We start from the raw sequence: 24,968 nt of genomic DNA, 5'->3' as shown, positions 1-24,968 counted from the left end.
ATTTTCTTAACAAAAACTTTTTGACTACTATGTATTACATTTCTAGAAATTATAAATCGTTGTTTAATGCCGCAGGAAAGGCAAAAACCGATTGTGAATTTACTTTAGATAATCTCGGATTTAAAAACTTAGGGTTTAAACAGTCTGCCATTCCAAATTCGGCTATTGGTACGATAAAGAATTTTTTTGGTATTAGTTTGGCTCTGTTAAGATTACCGTTTAAGTCTGTAATATGTACCCAGTATCCTAACAATAAATTTAGACAACTTATTTTGTTTTTTGCTAAATTAAAGGGCTGTAAAATTATTACAATTGTACACGATGTGAGGTGTTTAAAAGGAAGAGTTAAAGATGTTGAGAAAGAATTATCTAAAATTGTTTGCTCAGACGTTATTATTGTGCACAACGAGGCCATGAAAGCTTGGTTTTTGGAGCAAAACACTAAAACACCTATTGTGGTTTTAGGGATTTTTGATTACGTTTCGGATGAAAAACCAATACAGAATACAAGTATAATTAAAAAAGAGAAGTACGATATCGCTTATGCTGGAGGTTTTGGTGAAGGAAAAAATGCCTATATTTTTGATTTCGATATTTTAGAGCACAGTAAATACAATTTGAAACTTTATGGTATTGGCTTTGATAAAAGTAAACGAAAAGTTAATGAAGAAGACTCTGTTATAAGTTATGAAGGAGCTTTTCCCTCAGATCAAATTGCACATAAAATTAAGGCCGATTTTGGTTTGGTATGGGATGGCGTATCAACCGAAGCCTGTAGTGGTGATTTAGGAGCCTATTTAAAATATAACAATCCACACAAAACTTCATTGTATCTTTTATGCGGACTTCCTGTTATTGTTTGGGATAAAGCTGCCATTGCTACTTTTATTGTTGAAAACAATTTGGGTCTTGGAGTTTCTAATCTAAAAGATTTGAATGGTATTTTAGAAAACCTTTCTGAAGACGACTATAAAGCCATGAAAAACAATGTTTTAGAAGTTCAAGAAAAAGTGATGAAAGGTCAATTTGTAGAAGCTGCTGTGAAGAATTCTTTAGCTGTTTTTAAGAATTAATTATCCAAAAAATCTTTAAGCTTGTCCAAAAACAACTTAGGTTTAAACTGCTTATATAAGGCTAAAGCTTCTTTCTTATAGGTTTTCTCAGGCTTCGTGTATAACTCAGGTTTATCGTCTTTTAAATGTACGCCTACGTTATTTTTGTCATTAAATAGACTCCATGAGGCTTTATCAATCCAAGGCGAATAAATAGCAAAGGTTTTTATATTAAGAGCTTTAGCCATATTTATAGCTCCACCTTCGTTGCCAATAACAGCGTTACAATGCTGTGTTATCGCTAGAAAATCTCTTAAGCTTTTTCCAAACACGTCAAATTTAATATGGTTTTGCGTTTTAGCAGCACATAAGTTTAAAATTGCCCGTGCTTGAGCCTCTTGTTTCGGGATATAATTAAACAGAATTTGTCCATCGGTTTTTTCTACAATCGCATCAATAACTTTGGCCATGTACGAATACGGATAGGTTTTATTCTCGCCACTTCCCAAAACGCTTATCATAAACAAGGGTTGGTCGAGGTCTATTTTATGTTTTTCTAAAAACTGTTTGCTAGTTGTAATTTCAGTGTCTGTTAAATATATTTTTGGTTTAATAGAGCTAGCTTCAATACCTAAAGGCGCTAATAATTGCATTCTGTGTATAAGCGCTAAATTTGAATTTTCTTTGGTGCTTTCTTGGCGTTTTATGTTATGATGATACAAAAACGACGTGTAATATTTATAATAAGAGATTTTAATTTCAGCACCAGAAAACCAAGAAATTAAATTACTAGAAAGTTTAGAATACACATCAATAACCACATCGTATTCACGTTTTCTTATGGCTTTAGCAAATTTAAAAAGTTCGCGTTTACTAGACTCAGCCTCTTTGGTGAAAAAGATAAAATTATCGATAAAAGGATGGTGTTCTACAACAGGAAAGGTGTGCGAGTTAATTAAATAATCTAGTTGCGCTTCTGGATATTTTTGGCGAAGTGCTTCAAACAAAATACTGCTTGTAAGCACATCGCCAATCATTTTTTGTTGTATTACTAAAATTTTCATACTTCAAATTTTAAAATTCTCATTATGGAATATCAAACGTCAATTTTAATCCTTTAACTTTTAAAATGTTAGCATAAAAACTTTTGTAAAAAAGAATTAAACCGCAACATTATGCTCGCGAAGGGCATCATTAAGAGATGTTTTTTTATTGGTACTTTCTTTGCGCTTACCAATTATTAAAGCACAAGGTACGTTGTATGATCCCGACGGAAAATCTTTTGCGTAACTACCAGGAATCACCACACTGCGAGCAGGCACTTTCCCTTTATATTCTATAGGTTCACTACCAGTAACATCAATAATTTTGGTGCTCATAGTTAACACAACACCGGCTCCTAATACGGCTTCAGTCTCGACGTGAACACCTTCAACAACAATACAACGACTACCAATAAAAGCATTATCTTCAATAATAACTGGCGCGGCTTGTAAAGGTTCTAGAACCCCACCAATACCTACACCGCCAGATAAATGAACGTTTTTACCAATTTGCGCGCAGCTACCCACTGTTGCCCAGGTATCTACCATCGTGCCTTCATCAACATAAGCACCAATATTAACATAACTTGGCATTAAAATGGTGCCATTAGAAATATAGGCGCCATGTCTTGCGACCGCATTTGGTACCACCCGTATTCCTTTTTCAGCATAGCCTCTTTTTAAAGGAATTTTATCGTGGTATTCAAAAATTCCAGCTTCTAAGGTTTCCATGTTTTGAATAGGAAAATATAAAACTACGGCCTTTTTTACCCATTCGTTAACTTGCCATCCGTTAGCCGTAGGTTCGGCAACGCGTAATTCACCCTTATCTAAAAGGTCTATAACTTCTCTAATGGCCGAGGTTGTTTTATCATCTTTTAAAAGCGCTCTGTCATCCCAAGCGTTTTCTATGGTTTTTTGTAATGCTTTCATATTGGTATCAAAATTTTGAGCAAATATAATGTCTAAGTTTTAAAAAGGATACTGAAATGGCTAGAATTATACCAACCCTGCTTATACCGTATTAAACGCACTATAGGTTTCTTAATGTATTAATACCGAAATTTATAAATACATGTTATAGCATGGCAGTGTAAGTGCATAATTCTAAATAACAAATAAAGTGTAGTTTTTTGTATTAAAAGCTTATTTTTGCACAAAAGGTAGTTATGACACGTATTTTAGCAATAGATTATGGTATGAAACGAACGGGAATCGCTGTAACAGACCAGTTGCAGATTATTGCCTCTGGCCTTGTTACAGTTAACACCAAAGAACTAATTCCGTTCTTGAAAGACTATACTTCTAAAGAAAAAGTAGAGCTTTTTTTAGTTGGAGAGCCCAAACAAATGGATAATACAGCTTCCGAGAGTGAAAAACTAATTCAACCATTCTTAAAAACTTTAGCGCAGCAGTTTCCATCAATCCCCATTACTAGGGTAGACGAGCGCTTTACTTCAAAAATGGCATTTCAAACCATGATTGATAGTGGTTTAAAAAAGCAACAACGAAAAAACAAAGCCCTTATCGACGAAATTAGCGCGACACTTATTTTACAAAGTTATTTATACGCCAAATAATATTTTAAGGATTTTTCTTTTTTTAAGCTCAAAATACTTTCTTTAGTTATTTAGTATTGTATTTTTGCCAAAATAAATAATCTAATTATAATGATTTTACCAGTTGTAGCCTATGGTGACCCTGTTTTGAAAAAAAAAGGTGTCGATATTACAAAAGACTATCCTAATTTAGATACGCTTTTAGAAAACATGTTCGAAACCATGTATAATGCCTCTGGTGTGGGTTTGGCAGCACCGCAAATAGGATTAGCAATTCGTTTGTTTTTAGTAGATACAGAGCCTTTTTCGGAATATGAAGAGTTTTCTGAAGAAGAGAGAAAGGAGTTAAAGGAATTTAAACGTGTATTTATTAATGCGAAAATTATACAAGAGGACGGTGAAGAATGGGCTTTTAACGAAGGCTGTTTAAGTATTCCAGATGTTAGAGAAGATGTTTATAGACAGCCCAAAATAACTATAGAATACTTAGATGAAAACTTCGAAAAACATACGGAAGTGTTCGATGGTATAATCGCAAGAGTAATTCAGCACGAGTACGACCATATTGAAGGTATTTTGTTTACCGATAAGTTATCTAGTTTTAAAAAGCGCTTATTAAAAGGAAAACTAAATAATATTTCTAAAGGAAATATTAGTGTGGATTATCGTATGCGTTTTTCAGACCAAAAAAAGAGACGTTAAATGTTGCAGTATAATATTAAACGATTGATATTTGCGACTTTCAAAAAAATAATAAGAATTTATGAGTTTAGATAAAATTTTAGCCATTTCGGGAAAACCAGGTTTGTATCAATTTATTACCCAAGCTAGAGGTGCTTTTATAGCAGAATCGTTGCTAGATAAAAAAAGAATAACGGTAACCGCCCAACAAAATATTAGTGTTTTAAACGACATAGCTATTTACACTTTAGAGGAAGATATGCCTTTAAAGGAGGTTTTAGCTAAAATTAAAGAAAAAGAAAGCGGAGAAAAAACGAGCATAAACCCTAAAGATAGCAAAGATAAATTAGAGGAATATTTCTTTAATGTTCTGCCAAATTACGATGAAGATAGGGTGTATGCTAGCGATATAAAAAAAGTACTGCAGTGGTACAATATTTTACAAGAGCACGATATGTTAGGACTATTGGATACTGAAAAAGAAGATGCTCCTAGTGCACAGGAAGATACCAAATAAATAAGTTTATATGGTTATATAAGAAACCTCCGTTATTGGAGGTTTTTTTTTGCTATAATTAAAAACTCAGGTGTTTACTGAAAAAGCGAACTCCCGGTATGGTTTTTAAATCGTATTATAAACTATGCCTAAAAACCTATACTTATAAATGTAATTTGGGCGTTTTATTTTATTAGTTTTGAAGACCTAAGTTTAAACTTAAAAAATGCAGTTTATTTGTTATGAAAATCACTAAAAAACAACGGAATAATATAATATTTCTTATCCTAATAGCACTTTTTTTAATTCCACAAACAAGAAAACCCATACAAGTGTTTTTGCAAAAAGGTTTAGCGTTATTTAGTCCTTCTGTAATTGATAAAAGTAAGCAGGATACTGTCACGGTTTACGATTGGAAGTTAATGGATAAAGATGGTAGCATTCTAAATTTTGAAGACACTAAAGGTAAAGTGGTGTTGGTTAACTTTTGGGCCACATGGTGTCCGCCTTGTATTGCTGAAATGCCTAGTCTTCAAAAATTGCATAACGATTACAAGGATAAGATAGTTTTTGTTTTAATATCCGATGAATCTCCAGAGCGAGTCAACTCTTTTCTACAAAAGAATAATTACGATTTTAATGTGTACAGGCAAGTTTCTAACTCAGATTTTTTTAATGTTACAGGTATACCACGAACGTATTTAATAGATAAAAAAGGTCGTGTTGTTATCGATAAAACTGGCGCTGCAAATTGGAACAGTGATTCGGTTAGACAAACTATCGACGGATTATTAGAATAGTCTTGCGAGGCAGAAAACTATTGCTTTTTATTGCTCTAATAATATAAAGATGAGCTTTAAACGCTACAAGCTTCTTAAAACGGGATTCCCTCCTGGATATGGCATGTTTAATTTCAAAAAATACTTTAATTATTAATATCTTTACAATTAATCGTTGTTGCTTCTATGAGTTACCAGAATATAAAGTGTCCTAATTGTGGCGTTTATAATGTGAATAGGGATTATTGCTCAAAATGTAATACGATATTATCATATAAAAAACGGCGTGAGCAAGAGTTTAAAAAAGAGGAAGAAGCGCGATTAGAGCAGCGCCGCTTAGAGAAAAAAAACAATCCGTCGTTCTTTGAGAAGTATGGGAATCATAGGTTTTTATTGGTTCGTGTGGTGGTTAAAATCATAAAAACCATTTGGGTAGTTATTATGGCTATTGGCATGTTTATCGCTTGGTTAATAAGCTCTATTGCAGCATGAGTATTTTAAAAAATCCTTTATTTATTGGAATTTTCGCGCTTTCTTTAGGAATATATTTAGCCAAAATCGTCGGTTTAATACTACCTAGTTGGATACATAATTACCTCAGTAATGTATTGTGTATGCCACTTGTTTTAAGTTTGTGCTTAGTAGTGGTGCGCATGATACATAAGAACAACAGTTTGTTTATTCCTATGGGAGCTGTAATTGGACTTACACTGTATTACGCTTTGTATTTTGAGTGGTGGTTACCTCAGAACAACACACGCTATACCGCCGATATTATTGATGTTGTGTTGTATATCGTCGGTTCTGCATTATTTTATATTTTCCAAAAAAAAATATATTAGTTCTAAAAAAAATGCAGGCGACTTTCTGGATTATTTCTGTATTGAAATAATGAAGCTTGTAACGTTTTAAAAGCACTTAGAAATTGTTTTTAATTTGCTAAACAGGTATGGCTTATATCTAATAGTTATTGGTATTCTAAATTAAATAAATGAGAAATCCAGAGGTTTCGAAGAGAATGGATACTATTTTTTAAAATATTTAAAGGGCACGAATAACATTCCAAAACATTCTCCTTTTTCTTTACCAATATGCTTGTGGTGCATTTTATGAGCACGCCTAATGCCTTTGGCGTAACGGTTATTTATGTTTCTAAGCAGTTTAAAGCGCTGGTGAATAAAAATATCGTGAACTATAAAATACGATATTCCGTAGGCGAGAATACCCAATCCAATAGGTAGTCCTATCCAAAGGTTGTAGTCGCTCCAAAGTACTATAAAAGTCATGCTAACGATGGCATAAAAAATAAAGAAAAAATCATTACGCTCAAACCAACTGTCGTGATCTTTAATGTGGTGGTCTTTGTGTAAGCTCCATAAAAAACCATGCATAATATATTTGTGTGTAAACCATGCCATAAATTCCATACCGCAAAAGGTTCCTAAAAAAATGAGTATCCAATATAAAGTTTGCATAATAGTTTGTATTTAGTTTTACTGGATTAAATTAAGTTGATATTTTATGTAGCTTCGCATTAAAAGTTCAATTTTCTTTGAATTAGAAACTCTAATTCGAGTGTTTTTTATTTGTAAAGCAGGAGTTTTCTTTAATTTTTTTAATAATTGACAGTAGTACCTGTAAGCCATAAACACGCCAAATTTAGCTTCAATAGGGAGTCTTTTTATACCTTCTAGTCCTTTTTTAAAGTCTAATTCTATATCGTCTATTATGTTTTGTTTAGAAACTTCATTAAGATTCTTTAAATCGGTATTAGGAAAGTAAGTGCGATCTAAACCTTCGAAATCGGCTTTTAAATCTCTTAAGAAATTAACCTTTTGAAAAGCCGAGCCTAAGGCCATAGCACTTTCTTTTAAGGTATTAAATTGATCCGTATTACCTTTTACAAACACTTGCAAACACATAAGACCAACCACGTCTGCCGAACCATAAATGTAAGCATTAAACTCCTCTTTTGTAAGGTATTCTTTTTTATGTAAATCTAACTGCATACTAGTCATAAAAGCATTAACAAAGTCTCTGTTAATATTATATTTGTGATAAGTATGTTGGAAGGCGTTAAGTATGGGATTTAAACTAATTTTATTTTCAATTGCAAAATCCAGATCTTCTTTAAATTTATTTAAAAGCAAGTCTTTATCGTACTCATGAAAAGAATCTACAATTTCGTCTGCAAAACGCACAAAACCGTAAATATTATAAATATGAGCCCTAATATCGGGTGCTAACATTTTTGTAGCCAATGAAAAAGACGTGCTGTACGTTTTAGTCACTAGCTTGCTAGATTTATAAGAAACGGTATCAAAAAGAAGCTTCATTTATTTAATGTTTAAATACATAGTTATTTAACGATTTTGCCAGTTTGATTAGTATGAATTTTAACCACACAATTAACTAGATGTTTTTATTAGCCCACATGTTTAACTACTAAATTTGCAACTAATTTACCCGATATTAAAGATGGCGGCACACCTGGACCAGGCACTGTGAGTTGACCAGTAAAAAACAAATTTTTAACTTTACTACTTTTTAATTTTGGCCTTAAAAATGCCGTTTGTAATAAGGTGTTAGACATGCCATATGCGTTACCTTTATACGAGTTGTAGTCTGCTATAAAATCTTTTAAACAAAAACTTTCTTTAAATATAACATTATTTTTTACGTCTTGTGAGGTAACATGCTCGAAACGCGTCATTATTTTATCAAAATATTCAGTTCTAAGCGCTTCAGTATCCTCAATACCAGGCGCTAAGGGGATTAAAAATATACCAGCTTCTTTACCATCTGGAGCACAACTGGAATCTGTAATACTTGGAAAACTGGCGTAAAACAATGGGTTTTCAGGCCATTGAGGGGTGTCGTAAATAGCTTTGGCATGGGTCTCAAAATCAACGTCGAAAAATAGGGTATGATGATTTACATTTTTCAGCTTCTTATCAAAGCCAACATAAAACAGCAAAGACGATGGGGCAAATACTTTTTTACTCCAATATTTTTCTGAGTATTGTCTGTAAGGCTGGTCTAGAAGTGTTTCGGTATGGTGGTAATCGGCGCCACTTAAAACCACATCAGAGTTATAGGTTTCACCTTTAGAAACAATGCCCTTGGCTACACCATTTTCTACTATAATTTGGTCTATGGGATGCTCAGTTTTAATTTTCACCCCAAGTTCTTTGGCTAAGTTCTCTATAGCTAAAACAACTTCGTACATGCCTTTTTTCGGGTGAAAGGTGCCCATACCAAAATCGGCATAATTCATAAAATTATAAAAGGCGGGGGTATCGCTTGGCTTGGCTCCTAAAAACAGCACTGGAAACTCTAATATGGTAATTAATTTATGATTTTTAAACTCTTTTCTAACATCTTTTTTAATGGTGCTAAAAAATTTATTTATTTTTTTAATGGTTTTGGGTGTAACAAGTTCTAGTGGAGAAACGCCAGGTTTATAAACCAAGTCGTTCATGGCTATTTTATAATTGTTTTTGGCATCTTCAATAAACAGTTTTAGTTTTTCAGAGCTACCTGGTTCTTCCTTTTCAAATGCTATTATGATTTTTTCTAAGGTATCTTCAATAGTGATGTAATCGTCTTTTCCAAAGTAAACACTGTATGCTGGGTTAAGTTTATCTAAGATGTAATAATCAGACGGTTTTTTATTAAAATCAGCAAAAAAGCTCTCGAAAATATCTGGCATCCAATACCATGTTGGACCAATATCTATTGTGAATCCGTCTCTTTTAATTTGCCTTGCACGACCTCCAATAGTTTCATTTTTCTCGAAAATTGTGACCTCATAACCTTGTTGAGCGAGGTAACAGGAAGCTGCTAGCGACGAAAATCCTGATCCAATTATATTAACAATTTGCTTCATTTGTTTAATTAAAATTAAAATATCTTAAACAAATATAATGAATATTTGTAGGACTACAAATATTTAACAAGGCTTTCTATAGAATTAAAAGTCTTTATTTTTTTAGGTAGGTCGGTGTTGTCTATCTCATTTAATTTAGCCCCTAAAACTAAGAAGTCTATGTTTTCTCTTATTAAGAGTTTTTTATTAAACGCTTCTAAATAAGGCCTGATATTTTCTGCTTCTGGATACACCGTGAAATATGACACGAATGTAATTTCATCGAAAAACTCAAGCAAATCTTTTAAATTTTCCATGGGGAGGCTTTCTCCAAGAAAAATAGTATGATAGCCTTTGCTTCTCAATTTGTAATTTATAAATAATAGGCCCAGATCGTGTATTTCGTGATCTGGCAAAAACAGGACAAAGGTTTTAGTTTTTGGTCGCGGTTCTTGTTGTTGTAATTTTTCGAGATTTACGAGAATTTTTTGTTTGATATGTACACACAAAAAATGTTCGTGGGCTGGTGTTATGGTGTTGGTTTGCCAAAGCAAACCAGTTTCTTTTAGTAACGGAATAAAGACAGTGTAAAATATCTGGCTAAAGGTTTTGGTTTCTAAAAGGGTGTTGTAGGTGTTGTAGAAAAGTGTTTGATCAAAATTAATCATGGCCATTTTAAAATTATTTATGGCGTGATCTTCAGTTTCGGTCTTAGATGCTATTTCTTGCACCTTATGTTCAATTTCTTGGTCACTTAAACCTGCTATTTTAGAAATTTTGAGTCCGCTTTTATTAAGATAAGAAATGTTTAATAACTTTTGAAAGTTATCTAAGTTATAGTTTCTAATATTAGTCTCAGATCTATCAGGGCTAAGTAAATTATACCGTTTTTCCCAAATTCTTATGGTGTGTGCTTTTATACCGGTAAGGTTTTCTAAATCCTTAATGCTAAAATCTACTTTAATATTGTTCATGCTTAATTCTTAATCATTAAACAAAAGTAGGTGTTTTTTTTGTATTATTCAGCAATTATTATGAGATATACATTAAACTGCTTTGTTATACCAAATTAACAATACGACATTTCAAAATTAAATTGGTATAATTTTAGACTAAATAGCGTTTTTATTTGAAAATTAAGTTAATGATAGTACTTGTCCAGACAGATTCATAATCCCATAATTTGTTACGATATTTGGACACTTTTATTTCCTTATAAAAAATAAATATTTATTTATATTCAGCAAATTCAGTGGGATAATTCACTATTGAGCTGCTATTTATTTCCTGCAGATTTGCTTTGCCAGTTCGCTGTCGCACGGGTCGCAAATAATCGCACATTTTTTTAATTTTATGGCAAAAAACGGATATACAATTAATGATTAAAAAAACTATGTTTTCTAATGTTAATCAATAATTAATTGTTTTACAATTACACCAGTATAAGATTGAAATTTCACAAGGTATAGTCCTTTAGATAAATTAGACGTATTAAATGCATGGTTTTTTTCAAAATCACCTTTAAAGTTTGAAATTAACTTTCCTGTTATATCATATAAATAAACATCTCCAACTGTTTTATTTATTTTAAATCCTGTTGAAGTGGGGTTTGGATAAAGTTTAATAACATCTTGCTCTTTTATGTCTTCTGAACTTAAACTTTTATTTTGGGAGTACAATCTGTATTCTCCTGGTTGTAAACTTATTAATCCTGTTCGATTTACAACATTAAGCGTTGTACCGCTAAATATGTCGTCCCAATTACCCGTCGCAGGAAAATTTGGATTTACAGTTTGTGTAGTCACATCAAAATTGGCCACAATAACAACGTTTAAACTTCCTTTATTATCGTTTAAATTAATACGTTTTACCAAGCCACCAACATCTAAATCAGCATAATTAGTGTTAAAAGTTGATGGAAATTGTTTTTTTAACTGAATCATTTTTTTAGTAACATCGTACAAATCCTTTCTGTTTGAATCGGTATGGTAACCTAAAGTCCAAGCGACTGGTTTTTCGTCTGTTCTACAACTACCATCAGTAATATTGGCAGCACAATTAATACTTTTATCGTATCCTAATTCTCCAAATTGCCAAATCATTTTCAGACCAGGAATACCGTAAAATATAACTGTAGCCGCTTCTTGTCTATCTAAAGCTGTATTTAAATCTTTAATATTATAGCTACCACTACGATTTCCGTAGGCCAAATTTTTTACCATTAAGCGTTCTTCATCATGACTCTCCATATAACCTACAATATGCGGATTGTTCCAGCCTCTATTTTGATGAGATAGCCATGAAATATCAGCACCTGATGCATAGCCCATAGTATTTTGATTGAAACTATGGTTTAGATTACCCCAAAGTAAAATACCGTAATTTGCTAGTTCTGTTTCTTCTGAATTGTCTGACAAATGCTCAAAAATCACATACGCTTCGTTTCCCGGTTCATGACTCCAAACATGATCTGCATAGGCTTTTAAATTGGTGATTCTTGCGGTATCGTAGGTGCTTGCCCAATTATTTTCACCTGGATATATAGTATTTGAAAAGCCTTTAGTGAAATCAAAACGAAATCCATCAATTTTATATTCGTCCATCCAAAAGCTCAATACATCATTAAAAAAGTTTACGGTATGGGGAGATTCGTGATTAAAATCGTAGCCCCAATGTGAAGCTGTATTATCTACTAAATTATGATTGCGATTATAATAAGGATTATTTGTAGCAGGAAGTGTATTTGTGCTATCCCAATACATTTGTAATAAGGGCGATTCTGAAAAAGAATGATTAAAAACAACATCTACAATAACTGCTATACCACGTTGGTGGCAAGCATCTACAAATTGTTTTAAATCGTTTGCTGTGCCGTAAGCCTTATCTAATGCCATATAAAAAGATGGGTTGTAACCCCAGCTAATATTACCTTCAAATTCATTAATAGGCATTAATTCTATGGCATTTATACCAAGGGTCTGTAAATAATCTAGATGCGTTATGGCATCTTGATATGAGCTACTTTCGGTAAAATCTCTTAAAAGCATTTCGTATATTATAAGATTTTCTTTATTAGGTCTTGTAAAGTTTGTGTTTTGCCAAACATATTCGGCTTCATTAATTTTAAAAGCAGATACATTTCCTGTAGCATCTCCAATTGGGTAAGCCATTAAATTTGGATAGGTCGTACTAGAGATGTATTGATCGTCATCAGGATCCAATATCTTTTTTGAGTAAGGGTCTGCAACCTTTATGCTATAATCTATAAAATATTGATAGGCGTATTCTGTATTTGGATCCAAGCCATTAAGGGTTAACCAAAATGTATCTCCATCTTTTTTCATTTGATAGTTTGGGTTGAGTGCCCAGTTATTAAAGCCTCCTATTAAAAACACATCTGTTTTTAAAGGGGCTTTTAGTACAAATGTAACGGAGCCGTCACCATTATCGTTAAAACCGTTTTTTAATCCTGTAGGTAAGGTTTGATTTTGAGTCATTGTTTTTACATAAACTGATATTTGATTTGTTTTTGTTTGAGCATTTTTGGTGGCGATAGCTTCGATAGTGTGGTTTCCTGCTGAAGTAAACGTGTAAGATTTGGATATTGTAGTTGTGTTTGTAGCCGTTTGTTCTGATAGGGTATTTACTTTTAATTCTAAGGCTGCATTTATGCTAGATTCTGCACTTATGGTAATATTATCATTCAAATTAAAAACCGATTCGTTTGAAGGATTTGTAATTGCAACATTTAAACCCGCAGCATAAATGGGTAAATAGATATTGGGACTTGTTTGAGCGGTTCCATCAGCATTTCTAAAAACAACAGCAATGTCTGTGATAACATCTGCACCCGATTGATAAAAAGTTGGTATATCTGGGGTTATAAATAGCTCATAGGTATTAGTTCCTGTTCGTGTTAATTGTGGCTGTGTTGCATTGTTTCCCCAAGACCCAATAACATGTTTCCAGTCGTTATTACCTGTAGAGGCTGTGGTAAGTAAGCCCGTGTGGGCATAAACATCTCCAGTGTAACCGTCTAACCCTGTACCTGTGGCATCAAAAGTAATGGTAATAGCATTGGTTGCTGTTGGAATTACGGGCGATGTTGTAACAACTTGAGCTTGGAGCAAAACCGTTAAAAATAAAAAAAATGAGTATAGTATTTTTTTCATATTTTAATTGGTTTAAGAAAAAAAGGCTGATATATATCAGCCTCTTTTAAGTTTAAAATAATTTTAATTTTTAATGTATGTAGGGTTTGCAGGATCAGAGAAATCCAATTCAAACGAATAGGTTCCAGCGGTAGTAACTAAATTTGCACCGCCTGCATCTAAAATACCATCACCACCATCATCACCATAATCTACGACCCATTCATTGTTGGCTCTAAATTTATATTCACCATCAATTAAGGTTACATCGTTAAGAATCCATATATCGTTAAAAGGACGAGACCAATCTCTTGTAAATTGAGCATCTGCAGTAGCACCCCAATTGTTATAAGCCCCGCCAACAATTCCCCATACATAGTCGATGGGTTCTAATGTGTAAGTTAAGTCGTTTATATTAACAGTAGCAATATAGATGCCAGCGTTAACTACAATATTGGCTCCGTCGGGCTCTAAAGTGCCATCAGCACCATCATCACCCCAACTGGTACCCCAATCATTATTCATTCTAAACTTCATTTCACCATCAATTAAGGTCACAATACCTCTAAAAACATCAGAATAAGGGTCGTATTCTAACATAAAGTCTGGGGTTGCTCCCCAGTTATTATAGGCTCCACCAACAATACCTAAAGCAAAACTTTCTATGGTATAGGTTAGGTTATTTAAATCCATGGTGATTTTATAAGAACCTGCAGTAACCACTATATTGTCACCACCAGCGTCTAGTGTACCATCGGCTCCAGTATCTCCATAATTATTTACCCAATCCATGTTTTCTCTAAACTTAATTTCTCCATCAATTAAATTAACATAGGCATTTAAAATACCTGGAGTTTCGGTTTGATAGAATGGTAAGTCTGGTGTAGCACCCCAATTGTTAGCCGCAGAGCCAATAATACCCCAGTTTGTAGATAAATCTAAAACCGTTAAATACGTGGTTACAGATATGGTTACTGTTGAAGAAATTCTTTCTAAAACAGATCCCGAAGCGGCATCAGTAATTGTTGCTTTTACTCTTAAATCTAAATCTCCAGTAGTATCTACTGGGATTCCACTTTGTGTCGCTATAGCATTTAGTTGCGAATTTGTTAAATCTATTGTATTGGTGTTACTTACATTGCCAGCTTCTAAAGGCAGTGCAAAATCGCTTCCTGCTGTTGCGCCTTCTAAAACATAATATACGTCTTGATTTAATGAAGAGTTTAAAATAGGGTCATCCCATGCTACAGTTATAGCAGTAACATTATTATTTGCTAAAGATAATACAAAAGCGTCTCCATTGTTTACATTATTTATTATTGGAGCATTTACTGGATAGGTGGTAACTAGCAGTAAAATATGATTTGAAATTTGATCACCATTAGATGCTCTCATATAAATAGCAATATCATTAAAGCTACTTACACCAGTGTTTACAATGGCGTTATTAAAATCTGTAACGTTCATTGAAAAATTATTACTAGTTGTTGTGCCTAATGTTACGGGCGTAGTAAAAGCTTCGTCTGTAGACATTTCTACATTGTACGTGCCACCATCTGTTAGATCATCATTCCAAGAAATGGTAAACGCAGGATTGTTTGGTAAAGCAAAATTTAAAAACACGGTATTAATACCTGGTGTATTTAAAACAAACTCGGCTTCTGGATTTGTTATCGTTAAGCTTTCTTCGGTTTCACAAGCAGTGAAAATAAAGGCAAATGACAGTAAAAGAAAGCTGATTTTTTTTATATATAAATTCATGTCTGTTTTTGGATTATAAATTCAACGGAATAAGGATGTAGTGTCCTGTCAGGTCGTTAAACCAAACATCGTAGTCATCTTCTACAATTACAGGAATAGATCCACCATTAATAGTAGCTACTCCAGAAAAAGCAGTGGTGCTTCCCCAAGTGTTGGAGTCTGCTAAAAAGGTAACCTCACCTGGTGTTAATCGCAATGCAGATGCATACCAAATATGCCCGTCGAAAGCTAAGGGAGTTAGGGCTGTTGTTGCTACACTAGAGCCTTCAATTGATAGGGTTACCGGACTTGTAATTCCAGAGGCATCAAAAGGAATTAGGGTGTATTTTTTTGTTGAGAAATCTATGGTAAACGAAAAGAAACCTGTTTGTGGTACGCCAAAACGTCCTGGGTCGCTAGCTTGTGTTTCTGGGTTCCCAGCAATATCTCCAGCTGTTTGTGGTGTATCGCTACCCTCATCGTCTGTAACGCCCCATTGTGGTTGCCATAGACCTCGTGATTCGATGACTTTGAAACGCCCTTCATCAAAACCACCAGGTTTGGCAAAGTACCCTGTGTAGTAATAAAGATTTGGGTTAGATTCGTCTCTAAATAATGGCGGATTGTTAGCATTATTATCCCATCCTGCAGCTGTACCACCACCAACTAAATAATAATCTTCAAATACATAGTTGAAGTACGGATAGACTTCAAATTGAAGGGTGTTTGAGTTTATGGACTCGCTGTTTTGCGACCCTAATGAAGCCACAATTCTAGTGTATATAGTAGACCATACAAAAGGATCTAAACCAGCATTCCCTGCGGCTGCATTTATCTCGCTTACCGATAGAGTTAATGCGCTTTGTCCTGTAATTGATGCTGCGGTTACCGGGTTTGTAAACCCTTCGTCGCTAGCAAACTGTATGGCATAGTTTACGGCTGTTTGTTGTCCGTAATCCGACTCTACCCAATTTAAAGTTAATGCGGGGTTAGAAGTATTTACAGCATCCAACTCTATACTACTAAAGTTTAAATCTGCCAATATTGGTGCTGTAGGGGTCGATATTTGAAAGGTATCGGTAGTATCTTCACAAGAAGCCAGGGATAGTAAAACTAAACCAATGATGCTAACTGCTGAAATAATTTTAATTTTTTTCATCGTCTTAATTTGTTTATAATTTTAATATCCTACGTTTTGAGTAAGATTAGGGTTTGCAGCCATACTTGCTGTTGGAATAGGGTACACTTTAAAATGTGTTGGTAACGAAATACCGTTGCTTCCGTTTCCTTTCCAAGCCCAATTGTAGTTACCACCAGTAAATTTGTTGAAGCGAATTAAATCTTGCCTTCTATGGGCTTCCCAATGCAATTCTCTGGCTCTTTCGTCTAGAATAAAATCTAAGGTTAAATCGTTTGCAGTAACCGTATTTGGGTTATTTGCTCTGGTTCTTAAGGCATTTACATAACCAACCGCAGTTGCTAGGTTGCCACCACCGCCTCTTAAATGGGCTTCGGCATACATTAAATATACATCTGCTAATCTAAATAACGGGAAATCGGTATCCACAAAGGTTTGATCGACACCAGCACTACCAGTTGAAGTGACATTGGAGTACTTTTGAATAATGTATCCAGAATCTTTATCGGATATATCGGTAATATCAACAGATCGTCCTTGCGAAATTATGGTATTTCTGGTATCGTTAATAAACGAGGCATCAAACAAGTCTGCCAACTGTTTTCTTACTCGCAATGCGCCGCCCCAACCGCCTTCAGAAACACCAACTTCAGTTCCATTGGCTTCAATACTTCCAACAGAACCGTTAATCATTACCGTAGTAGGGCCGTAGTTTTGGGTGGTTGCACCGTCTGAAATAATTGGAAATATAATTTCGTTTGCAGCAGAATTGATATGGTTATCTGCCATGAAATTATGGAGGTAATTTGTAGCTAAGGTGTAACCACCTGCGATTATTTTTTCACAATTAATTAAAGATTCAGCACTGCGATCTGTGCCAATATAAACCTGAGCATTTAAATACATTTTTGCTAATATCATATAAGCAACAGCTTTATCTGCTCTTCCGTATTCGTTTTGTTTTGCGTCTACTAAATCGGCATCAATGGCTAATAATTCGCTTTCAATGTAATCGAATAGTTGGGCTCTATCATATACTGGAGGTTGCGAATTTAGGGCGTCATTTTCAGTAACAAAATTGGCTTTACCGAAAATATCCATCAAATAATAATAAGCCATGGCACGCATTAATCGCGCTTCTGCACGGTAAGCAGGTATTTCGCTTCTTAAGGTGGTAGAAACATTTCTTTCATCTAATTTTGCCGTTGTAGTTTCTCTTAAAAAGTTATTTGCCAGGGCTACAGAAAGATGTGCTCTACTAAACATACCGAGTAATAAGGGGTTTTGAGCCGTCCATAAATTTCTTTGAATTTCTCTGGTGCCTGGGTCATTCTCGTAAGACCAAATCATTTGATCTGCAGATAAGGTTTGAACATATAAAAGTACACGTCCAAATTGACTGGTCCCTGCATCAATATTCTTTAGATTAGAACTCTCTGGTCCATCGGTTCCTGTTAATGCTAAATTAGCATAAATACCAGCTAAAACTTGTTTATAAGCGGCCTCGTCTTTAAAAAGCTCTTCGCTTAAAATAGTTTGATCGTCGTTAGGTGTAATATTCAAGTCATCGGTACACGAAGTAAATGCAACGATAAAAAGGCAAATAAACCCAATTGTTTTGTGTATTTTAAATCTTGTTTTCATCTGTATAAGTTTTATTTTTTTCATTGGTCAGATGTAATTCGCCATTAAACATTATGGTTTGTATTCCTATTCCGTTTTGTGGCTCATTTCATAGTTGTTCTTTTAAAATTTAAAATTAGCTCCAGCTAAAATAGTTCTTGATCTTGGGTAGATAACATTATCAATACCTTGATCTGCACCAACAGATACTTCTGGGTCTAATCCACTGTAATTAGTTATGGTAAATACATTTTGAACACCGCCCCATAATCGTATACTTTTTAATACATGAGAGAGGTTTTTAAAAGTATAGCCTAAAGTGATATTATCCATTTTTAAGAACGAAGCATCTTCAATATAAATATCTGAAATAATAACATCTGATGTTCTTTGGAAACCGGTATCTAATACCGACGTTGGTATATTACCTAACACCGCATTGTCTTGTAATAATTCGTATTGTGCTCTTGACGAGTTTACGTTGTTATAAACGTAATTCCCTAAGTTGGCTCTTAAGTTAAAAGATAAATCTAGATTTTTGTAATTAATATTAGATTGAAATCCTAGAATAACATCGGCTGCCGGGTTTTCTTTTAAATAACGGTCGTCGTCATTTATAACATTGTCGCCATTTAAATCGGCGTAGGCTCCTTCTATAGGCTTACCAGCAGTGTCGTATAATTGTTTAAATACACTAAATGAATTAGGCGAGAACCCTTCTCGCAGTATTTGAATATTATTTCCAGTCCCACCAGAAATACCGCCAGTTCTTACGTCTTGACCCAGCGCTAATTTTTTAATTTCACGATCTAAAAAGGTCGCGTTAAAATTAAAATCTACCGTAAAATTTTCTTGTTTAACCACATCGGCATTTATAGAGAATTCTATACCTTGAATTTGTAACTCACCAATGTTTTGAATAATACTGTTAGAGAAGTTACTACCATCGGCCACAGCAGCTGTAAATAATAAATCGGTAGAATTTTTTTGAAAGACATTTAAAGACCCCGAAAGGCGCTCATCAAACAAACCATAATCGATACCAAACTCGATAGTGGCTGTCTCTTCCCATTTTAAATCTGGATTAATTTCTGAAACAATTAGGGATTGAATAGCAGCATTATTAAACTGGTATTGTGAGTTGGCATTTCCCCCACGGTATCTATTTAAAAATATATCTTTTTCATTTACCGCCTGTTGTCCTGTTATACCAAAACCGGCTCTTAGTTTTAAACTTGAAATAGTTTTAGAATCTTGCAAGAAATTTTCATCACCAAGATTCCATGCTAGAGCTGCAGCAGGAAAATCGCCCCATTGGTTTTCTTTGCTAAAGCGAGACGTTCCATCGCGTCTATAAGTTAAAGTTAAAAAATATTTATCCCGAAAGGTTAAATTGGCTCTACCAAAAAAGCCGATTAAAACCACATCGGGGTCTGCATAAGCATTAGTAAAGCTTAAGGGATCTCTTAAATTACCAGTATCGTTACCATTAAAAGTAAACTTTTGGTAGGAGTAACCCGCCATAATTTCGGTTCTAACAGCATCAAAGGTTTTGTTGTAAGTTAAATAACCATCAAGTAATTTGTTAGTTCTTTTCTCAAAACGTCTTAATGTATTTCCTTTTACAGGATCGTTTGTAGGTACATTATAAGATGTAGATTGAATTTCTTTAGCTTCAGTTTCATCATATCCTATATTTAAAACGGCGCTTAACTCTGGAAAGAAATGAAATTTATAGTCAAAGTTCAAGTTGCCATACATTCTGTTCGAGTCTCCAATGTTATTAGTTTGTAATAATGATGCTACTGGATTTGTTGTGCCATTAGAAACAAGATTTCCATTCCTGTGTTGATAAAATCCATCAAAAGGGGATGTGGAATCGTATACGGGTTGTGTAGGATCGTAACGTAAAGCGGCACCTATTTGTCCCGAATCTCCAAATCTGTTATCCTCGAACGATAAATTTGCGTTTAAATTAACTTTTAAATGATCATCGAAGAATTTCGGATTTAAAGCTAAGCCTAAATTTCTTCTCTCAAATTCCGATGTCAATACAGCACCTTCTTGATTGGTCACTCCAAATGAAAATCTTGCAGGTAAGGCTTTAAAAAACGATCCTTGTATCGATATATTGTGTTGAGACGATAAGGTGTTTCTAAAAATCTCGTCTTGCCAGTTGGTATTTGCAGTGCCTAATAAGCTTTCATCTAGCGTGGTACCATTTACGGGTTGCGATGTAATTAATTGTCTAAAAGCATTACCCGAAAAAACATCTACTCGATCTATTAACTCACCAAAACTGTATTGAGTATCGTAAGTCGCACTAAATGTCGATTTACCTTTTTTGGTAACAATAATAATAACACCGTTTGCTGCTCTAGATCCATAAATAGCAGTTGCCGAGGCATCTTTTAAAACAGAGAATGAATCGATATCGTTTGGGTTAATACTAGCCAAAACACCTCTTGAACCTTTAACACTATTATTATCAATTGGCAAACCATCGATAATAATAAGCGGATCGTTAGAGGCGTTAATCGAAGAGCCTCCACGAATTTTGATTTGAGAACCTGAACCTGGTGCGCCACTGGTAGTAATACTTACACCAGCTACACGTCCACTTAACAAGTTCTCTGGTGTAACAATATTTCCTTTGGTAAAGTCTTCTGAAGTTATCGCTTCAACAGAGCCTGTAGCATCCTTTTTTGTGGTCGTACCATAACCAATAACAACAATTTCATCCAATTGAGCAGCATCTTCATCTAACTGAACATTTAATGAGTCTTGTCCTGAATAGGTGATTTCGATATTTTTGTAGCCAACATAAGAGAATACTAATACATCGCCGATGTTTACTTTAATCTCATAATTACCATCAAAATCTGTCGCAGTTCCAGTGCTTGTGTTTTTAATAACAACGTTTACGCCTGGAAGCGAGATAGCGGTAGATTGCTCTGTTACTGTTCCTGTAAGTGTATTTTGTCCAAACATAAAAATTGGTACAAAAAGCAGAAAAAGTAATAAGCTTTTAGTAATTGTTTTCATAATTTTTTTTTGAATTAAGGTGTTAATTTGGCTGTTTTGTTAATATATAATCACTTCTCAGGATTAAATTTATACAAAGTCTAGGTAAATAGAGTATTTTGAATCACGAAAATCTTAGCGAAAACGTTTTCGTGTTGATAACTTTTTTGTTTTTTAGGGTTTTATTTGTTAAATCTTCAATTTCGTTTCATTGGCAGAAGTAGAAATAATGTAATATCTTTAAGAATTGGATTAAAAGATGCCAATATTCCCCTTAAAAACTACAGATGAAAAGAAAAATCACTTTGAAACAAATAGCACGCGAACTGGATGTTTCCATTTCGACCGTTTCAAAAGCACTTAGCAATAGCAAAGAAATAAGCGAGGAGACCACAAAGAAAATCCAGGCGTTTGCCAAATTTTATAACTACAGGCCTAATAATATTGCCTTGAGTTTAAAAAACAGAAAGACTAAAACCATAGGGATATTAATCCCGGAAATTGTACATCATTTTTTTTCAACGGTAATTAGAGGTATAGAATTAGTCGCTAATAGACGCGGTTACAATGTTATAGTTGGGCTATCAAACGAATCGTTTGCAAAAGAAATTATCAATATGGAAATGCTTGCCAATGGTAGTATAGATGGGTTTATTTTATCCATTTCGAAAGAAACGTTACTCAAACAAGATTATCATCATTTTAATGCCACCATAAACCAAGGCATGCCTATCGTCATGTTCGATAGGGTTGTAAGTGAGGTGGATTGCGATAAGGTAATTGTAGACGATTTTAATGGCTCTGTAAAAGCGGTGAATAAACTAATAGCAAATGGTTGTAAAAATATCGCACTTATTACCACTATGGACTATGTAAGTGTTGGTAGGTTAAGAACACAGGGTTATATTGAAGCCCTAGAGAAGAATAAAATGATTGCAGATCCGAGTTTAATATTGAAAATAGACGACGACTTAGATGTTGAAAACAACCTAGAGGTTTTAGAACAAGAAATAGAGAGATTCTTTAAAACTAGCGGTAATATTGATGGCGTTTTTGCAGTTAATGAGCTTTATGCGGTAACCGCAATGAAGGTAGCAAAGAAGTTGGGATTCCGTATTCCAGACGATGTTCAAGTTATTGGTTTTACCGATGGTGTGCTCTCAAAACATGCCACACCAAGTTTAACAACGGTTAGTCAGCACGGACAAAAAATAGGGGAGCAAGCCGCTAATTTATTAATAGACAGGTTAGAGGCATCTAATACTGAAAGCGACCAACGTTTTAAAGATGTTCATAAAAAACCTGACTTTATTAAAGTGGTTATTGAAACTGAAATTATTGAAAGAGAATCAACTAAATAAGCTTTTTGTTAGGAAAAATTAAAATCTTTCATATATTTGGCTTTAAATCAAAACTTATATTTTCACTTCTCAACGAAAAAAGTTTTGATAAGTTATATCATTCTAGTCACTCGACGATCTATTTATTTGAATGGAATGATGTTTAACGCTTATCAAATAGTATTAATATAACCATACTATTAATGGAAAAGCGTAAATTAAGTTTCTGGGAAATTTGGAACATGAGTTTCGGGTTTTTAGGAATCCAAATGGGTTTTGCCCTACAAAATGCTAACGTTAGCCGAATTTTTCAAACCTTAGGAGCCGAAGTTGAAGATATTCCTATTCTTTGGGTTGCAGCACCATTAACGGGCTTAATTGTGCAGCCTATTGTGGGCTATTTTAGCGATCGCACATGGCATTCTAAACTCGGCCGCCGCCGTCCTTACTTTCTAGTCGGCGCTATTTTAGCTTCTTTGTCTTTATTTATCATGCCCAATTCTCCAGTATTGTGGTTTGCTGCCGGCATGTTATGGATTATGGATGCTTCTATTAATATTACCATGGAGCCTTTTAGAGCCTTTGTTGGCGATAATCTTAACGAAAACCAGAGAACTAAAGGTTTTGCCATGCAAAGTTTCTTTATAGGTATTGGAGCTTATGTAGCATCAAAACTACCGCTTATTTTAACCTATTTAGGCGTTGCAAATACTGCTCCTGAGGGCATTATTCCCGACTCGGTTAAATATTCATTTTATATAGGCGGGGCTGCTTTTTTAATTGCGGTCTTATGGACGGTTTTTCGTTCTAAAGAATACACTCCAGAGCAAATGAAAGTCTTTGAAGCGCAAGAGGCAAAAACAAATAATTTTGTTAAAACAGAACGACCAGAATCCTGGTTTATAGCTAATGGCACATCCCATATTACAAAAGGCTCAATCACTTTATTTCTTGGTGTTGTTACAACCTATGGTATATATCATTTTCAATTAAAAAAAGATTTATATGTGCTTACCATTGGATTAATAACGCTTGGGGGTGTTTTACTAATAATTTCTGGACTCTTACAAAAATCAAAACATTATAAGAATGGTTTCGTGAATATTGTTAACGATTTTCAGTTCATGCCTAAAATCATGAAACAACTGGCATGGGTGCAATTTTTTTCTTGGTTCGCCTTGTTTTCTATGTGGATTTATACAACCAGTGCGGTAACAGAACATATTTATAATACTAAAGACACCGCTTCTCTAGCATATAACACAGGAGCGAACCAAGTGGGAGAGATGTTTGCTAATTACAATATAATTGCCGCCGCGTTTGCTTTTCTATTACCATTATTAGCCAAAAAAACAAGCAGAAAGTTTACACATTTTCTCGCCTTAGTTGCCGGTGGAATAGGCTTAATGTCTATTTATTTTATATCTAATCCATCTCCTTTTACTATAGAGTGGTTGCCCATGATAGGCGTAGGCATTGCCTGGGCAAGTATTTTATCGGTACCCTACGCCATGCTTTCGGGTGCTTTACCAGCTTCTAAAATGGGGTATTACATGGGAGTTTTTAACTTTTTTATTGTGATTCCTCAATTGGTGGCGGCCTCTATTTTAGGATTTTTAGTATCCCATTTTTTCAATAACCAACCCATTTACGCCTTAGTAATAGGCGGTGTATCCATGATATTGGCAGGCCTATTATCATTAACTGTAAACGATAAAGTAACCCAGATAAAAAATGATTAAAAAAGGATATATATTCGATTTAGACGGTGTTATTGTAGACACTGCAAAATACCATTATTTGGCTTGGAAAGCCTTAGCCAAAAGCATTGGCATAGATTTTACACCAGAGCAAAACGAACAATTAAAAGGCATTAGTAGAGAACGTTCGTTAAAAAAAATACTCGAATGGGGCAACCAAACACTTCCAGACGAGGTATTTTTAAAACTCATGGCACAAAAAAACGAAGACTATTTAAGCTATATCGCTAAAATGAATCATAGCGAAATTCTTCCAGATGTTACCAAAATATTAAATTATTTAGCAAAACAAGATCAGCCTATTGCATTAGGTTCGGCAAGTAAAAACTCAAGACAAATACTTGAAAAAGTAAACTTATTAAATCAATTTGATGCTATTGTTGATGGCAATGATGTGACCCAAGCAAAACCAAATCCCGAAGTGTTTTTAAAAGCGGCAAAAAAATTGAAAGTACCTGCGGAAGATTGTGTGGTTTTTGAAGATGCTGTTGCTGGAATTCAAGCGGCTAATGCTGCCAATATGATTTCTATTGGAATTGGTGAAGCGTCTGTTTTACACGAAGCCGATTTTGTTTTTAAAGATTTTACTGAGATAAGCTCAGATTTTATCGATAAAATAAGCAATTTAAAAAAGAAGGATTTAAAAAAAGTATAAGAACACCTCTAGTGAAAACGAATGAAATCGAATTAGAGGAAGACTCTTATTTTAAAAAT

The 24,968-nt window shown here is 34.2% G+C and carries 21 protein-coding genes; 10 read left to right on the top strand and 11 right to left on the bottom strand.

The genetic code is table 11. The features are described 5' to 3' along the window. Window positions 1-29: 29 nt before the first annotated feature. Entirely contained in the window at window positions 30-1,073 is a 1,044-nt protein-coding gene (locus tag FEZ18_RS00505) for a beta-1,6-galactofuranosyltransferase (protein ID WP_153266497.1), read from the top strand. Here FEZ18_RS00505 and FEZ18_RS00500 read toward each other — a convergent pair. Further along, window positions 1,070-2,116: a glycosyltransferase family 9 protein gene (locus FEZ18_RS00500; RefSeq protein WP_153266496.1), complete on the bottom strand. Its 1,047-nt coding sequence runs from the start codon at window positions 2,114-2,116 to the stop codon at window positions 1,070-1,072. The genes FEZ18_RS00505 and FEZ18_RS00500 overlap by 4 nt on opposite strands. Window positions 2,117-2,212: 96 nt before the next feature. After that, window positions 2,213-3,028 carry a 2,3,4,5-tetrahydropyridine-2,6-dicarboxylate N-succinyltransferase gene (locus FEZ18_RS00495; protein ID WP_153266495.1) on the bottom strand — a complete coding sequence of 272 codons (816 nt, stop codon included), beginning with the start codon at window positions 3,026-3,028 and terminating at the stop codon, window positions 2,213-2,215. A 236-nt stretch (window positions 3,029-3,264) separates the two neighbouring features. Between FEZ18_RS00495 and ruvX the strand changes: the two genes are divergently transcribed. From ruvX to FEZ18_RS00465, 6 genes are all read left to right on the top strand, one after another. Continuing rightward, window positions 3,265-3,675, top strand: coding sequence for a Holliday junction resolvase RuvX (gene ruvX / locus FEZ18_RS00490; RefSeq protein ID WP_153266494.1), 411 nt, complete (start codon window positions 3,265-3,267; stop codon window positions 3,673-3,675). Between the two features lie 90 nt (window positions 3,676-3,765). Then, window positions 3,766-4,356 (top strand): peptide deformylase, encoded by a 591-nt coding sequence (gene def, locus FEZ18_RS00485; protein ID WP_153266493.1) that lies wholly within the window; start codon window positions 3,766-3,768, stop codon window positions 4,354-4,356. Between the two features lie 61 nt (window positions 4,357-4,417). Next, complete coding sequence (locus FEZ18_RS00480; protein WP_153266492.1) at window positions 4,418-4,852, top strand: DUF5606 domain-containing protein; 435 nt, start codon at window positions 4,418-4,420, stop codon at window positions 4,850-4,852. A gap of 221 nt (window positions 4,853-5,073) precedes the next feature. Next, window positions 5,074-5,631 carry a TlpA family protein disulfide reductase gene (locus FEZ18_RS00475; protein ID WP_153266491.1) on the top strand — a complete coding sequence of 186 codons (558 nt, stop codon included), beginning with the start codon at window positions 5,074-5,076 and terminating at the stop codon, window positions 5,629-5,631. A 165-nt stretch (window positions 5,632-5,796) separates the two neighbouring features. Next, entirely contained in the window at window positions 5,797-6,102 is a 306-nt protein-coding gene (locus FEZ18_RS00470) for a hypothetical protein (protein WP_153266490.1), read from the top strand. Window positions 6,103-6,263: 161 nt separating this feature from the next. Further along, window positions 6,264-6,452, top strand: coding sequence for a hypothetical protein (locus FEZ18_RS00465; RefSeq protein WP_153266489.1), 189 nt, complete (start codon window positions 6,264-6,266; stop codon window positions 6,450-6,452). A 183-nt stretch (window positions 6,453-6,635) separates the two neighbouring features. Here FEZ18_RS00465 and FEZ18_RS00460 read toward each other — a convergent pair whose 3' ends face one another. The 9 genes from FEZ18_RS00460 to FEZ18_RS00420 all read right to left on the bottom strand — a co-directional run bounded on the left by FEZ18_RS00460 (window position 6,636) and on the right by FEZ18_RS00420 (window position 21,175). Then, window positions 6,636-7,085, bottom strand: a complete 450-nt coding sequence (locus FEZ18_RS00460) for a sterol desaturase family protein (protein WP_153266488.1) — start codon at window positions 7,083-7,085, stop codon at window positions 6,636-6,638. 18 nt (window positions 7,086-7,103) lie between these two features. Beyond that, on the bottom strand, window positions 7,104-7,946 hold the full coding sequence (locus FEZ18_RS00455; protein ID WP_153266487.1) for a phytoene/squalene synthase family protein: 843 nt from the start codon (window positions 7,944-7,946) through the stop codon (window positions 7,104-7,106). Window positions 7,947-8,035: 89 nt separating this feature from the next. Continuing rightward, the gene (locus FEZ18_RS00450) at window positions 8,036-9,499 is read right to left on the bottom strand and encodes a phytoene desaturase family protein (RefSeq protein WP_153266486.1); all 1,464 of its coding nucleotides are present in this window, start codon (window positions 9,497-9,499) and stop codon (window positions 8,036-8,038) included. 53 nt (window positions 9,500-9,552) lie between these two features. Then, window positions 9,553-10,452: a MerR family transcriptional regulator gene (locus tag FEZ18_RS00445; RefSeq protein ID WP_153266485.1), complete on the bottom strand. Its 900-nt coding sequence runs from the start codon at window positions 10,450-10,452 to the stop codon at window positions 9,553-9,555. Between the two features lie 432 nt (window positions 10,453-10,884). Further along, window positions 10,885-13,650 (bottom strand): alpha-amylase family glycosyl hydrolase, encoded by a 2,766-nt coding sequence (locus FEZ18_RS00440; RefSeq protein ID WP_153266484.1) that lies wholly within the window; start codon window positions 13,648-13,650, stop codon window positions 10,885-10,887. Between the two features lie 63 nt (window positions 13,651-13,713). After that, the gene (locus tag FEZ18_RS00435) at window positions 13,714-15,390 is read right to left on the bottom strand and encodes a SusE domain-containing protein (RefSeq protein ID WP_153266483.1); all 1,677 of its coding nucleotides are present in this window, start codon (window positions 15,388-15,390) and stop codon (window positions 13,714-13,716) included. Between the two features lie 13 nt (window positions 15,391-15,403). Then, window positions 15,404-16,528 (bottom strand): SusE domain-containing protein, encoded by a 1,125-nt coding sequence (locus FEZ18_RS00430; RefSeq protein ID WP_153266482.1) that lies wholly within the window; start codon window positions 16,526-16,528, stop codon window positions 15,404-15,406. A gap of 21 nt (window positions 16,529-16,549) precedes the next feature. Further along, entirely contained in the window at window positions 16,550-18,151 is a 1,602-nt protein-coding gene (locus FEZ18_RS00425; RefSeq protein WP_153266481.1) for a RagB/SusD family nutrient uptake outer membrane protein, read from the bottom strand. 102 nt (window positions 18,152-18,253) lie between these two features. After that, window positions 18,254-21,175, bottom strand: a complete 2,922-nt coding sequence (locus FEZ18_RS00420; protein WP_153266480.1) for a SusC/RagA family TonB-linked outer membrane protein — start codon at window positions 21,173-21,175, stop codon at window positions 18,254-18,256. A 266-nt stretch (window positions 21,176-21,441) separates the two neighbouring features. Between FEZ18_RS00420 and FEZ18_RS00415 the strand changes: the two genes are divergently transcribed. The 3 genes from FEZ18_RS00415 to pgmB all read left to right on the top strand — a co-directional run bounded on the left by FEZ18_RS00415 (window position 21,442) and on the right by pgmB (window position 24,909). After that, window positions 21,442-22,515 (top strand): LacI family DNA-binding transcriptional regulator, encoded by a 1,074-nt coding sequence (locus tag FEZ18_RS00415; protein WP_153266479.1) that lies wholly within the window; start codon window positions 21,442-21,444, stop codon window positions 22,513-22,515. A 182-nt stretch (window positions 22,516-22,697) separates the two neighbouring features. Then, on the top strand, window positions 22,698-24,236 hold the full coding sequence (locus tag FEZ18_RS00410; RefSeq protein ID WP_153266478.1) for an MFS transporter: 1,539 nt from the start codon (window positions 22,698-22,700) through the stop codon (window positions 24,234-24,236). Beyond that, complete coding sequence (gene pgmB / locus FEZ18_RS00405) at window positions 24,229-24,909, top strand: beta-phosphoglucomutase (RefSeq protein WP_153266477.1); 681 nt, start codon at window positions 24,229-24,231, stop codon at window positions 24,907-24,909. The genes FEZ18_RS00410 and pgmB overlap by 8 nt, the downstream gene beginning before the upstream one ends. Window positions 24,910-24,968: the final 59 nt, after the last annotated feature.

The organism is Oceanihabitans sp. IOP_32 (assembly GCF_009498295.1).
In the GTDB taxonomy this organism is placed as follows: domain Bacteria; phylum Bacteroidota; class Bacteroidia; order Flavobacteriales; family Flavobacteriaceae; genus Wocania; species Wocania indica.
Note: the sequence above shows the minus strand (reverse complement) of the source record. Positions and strands in the feature narration are given on the sequence as shown.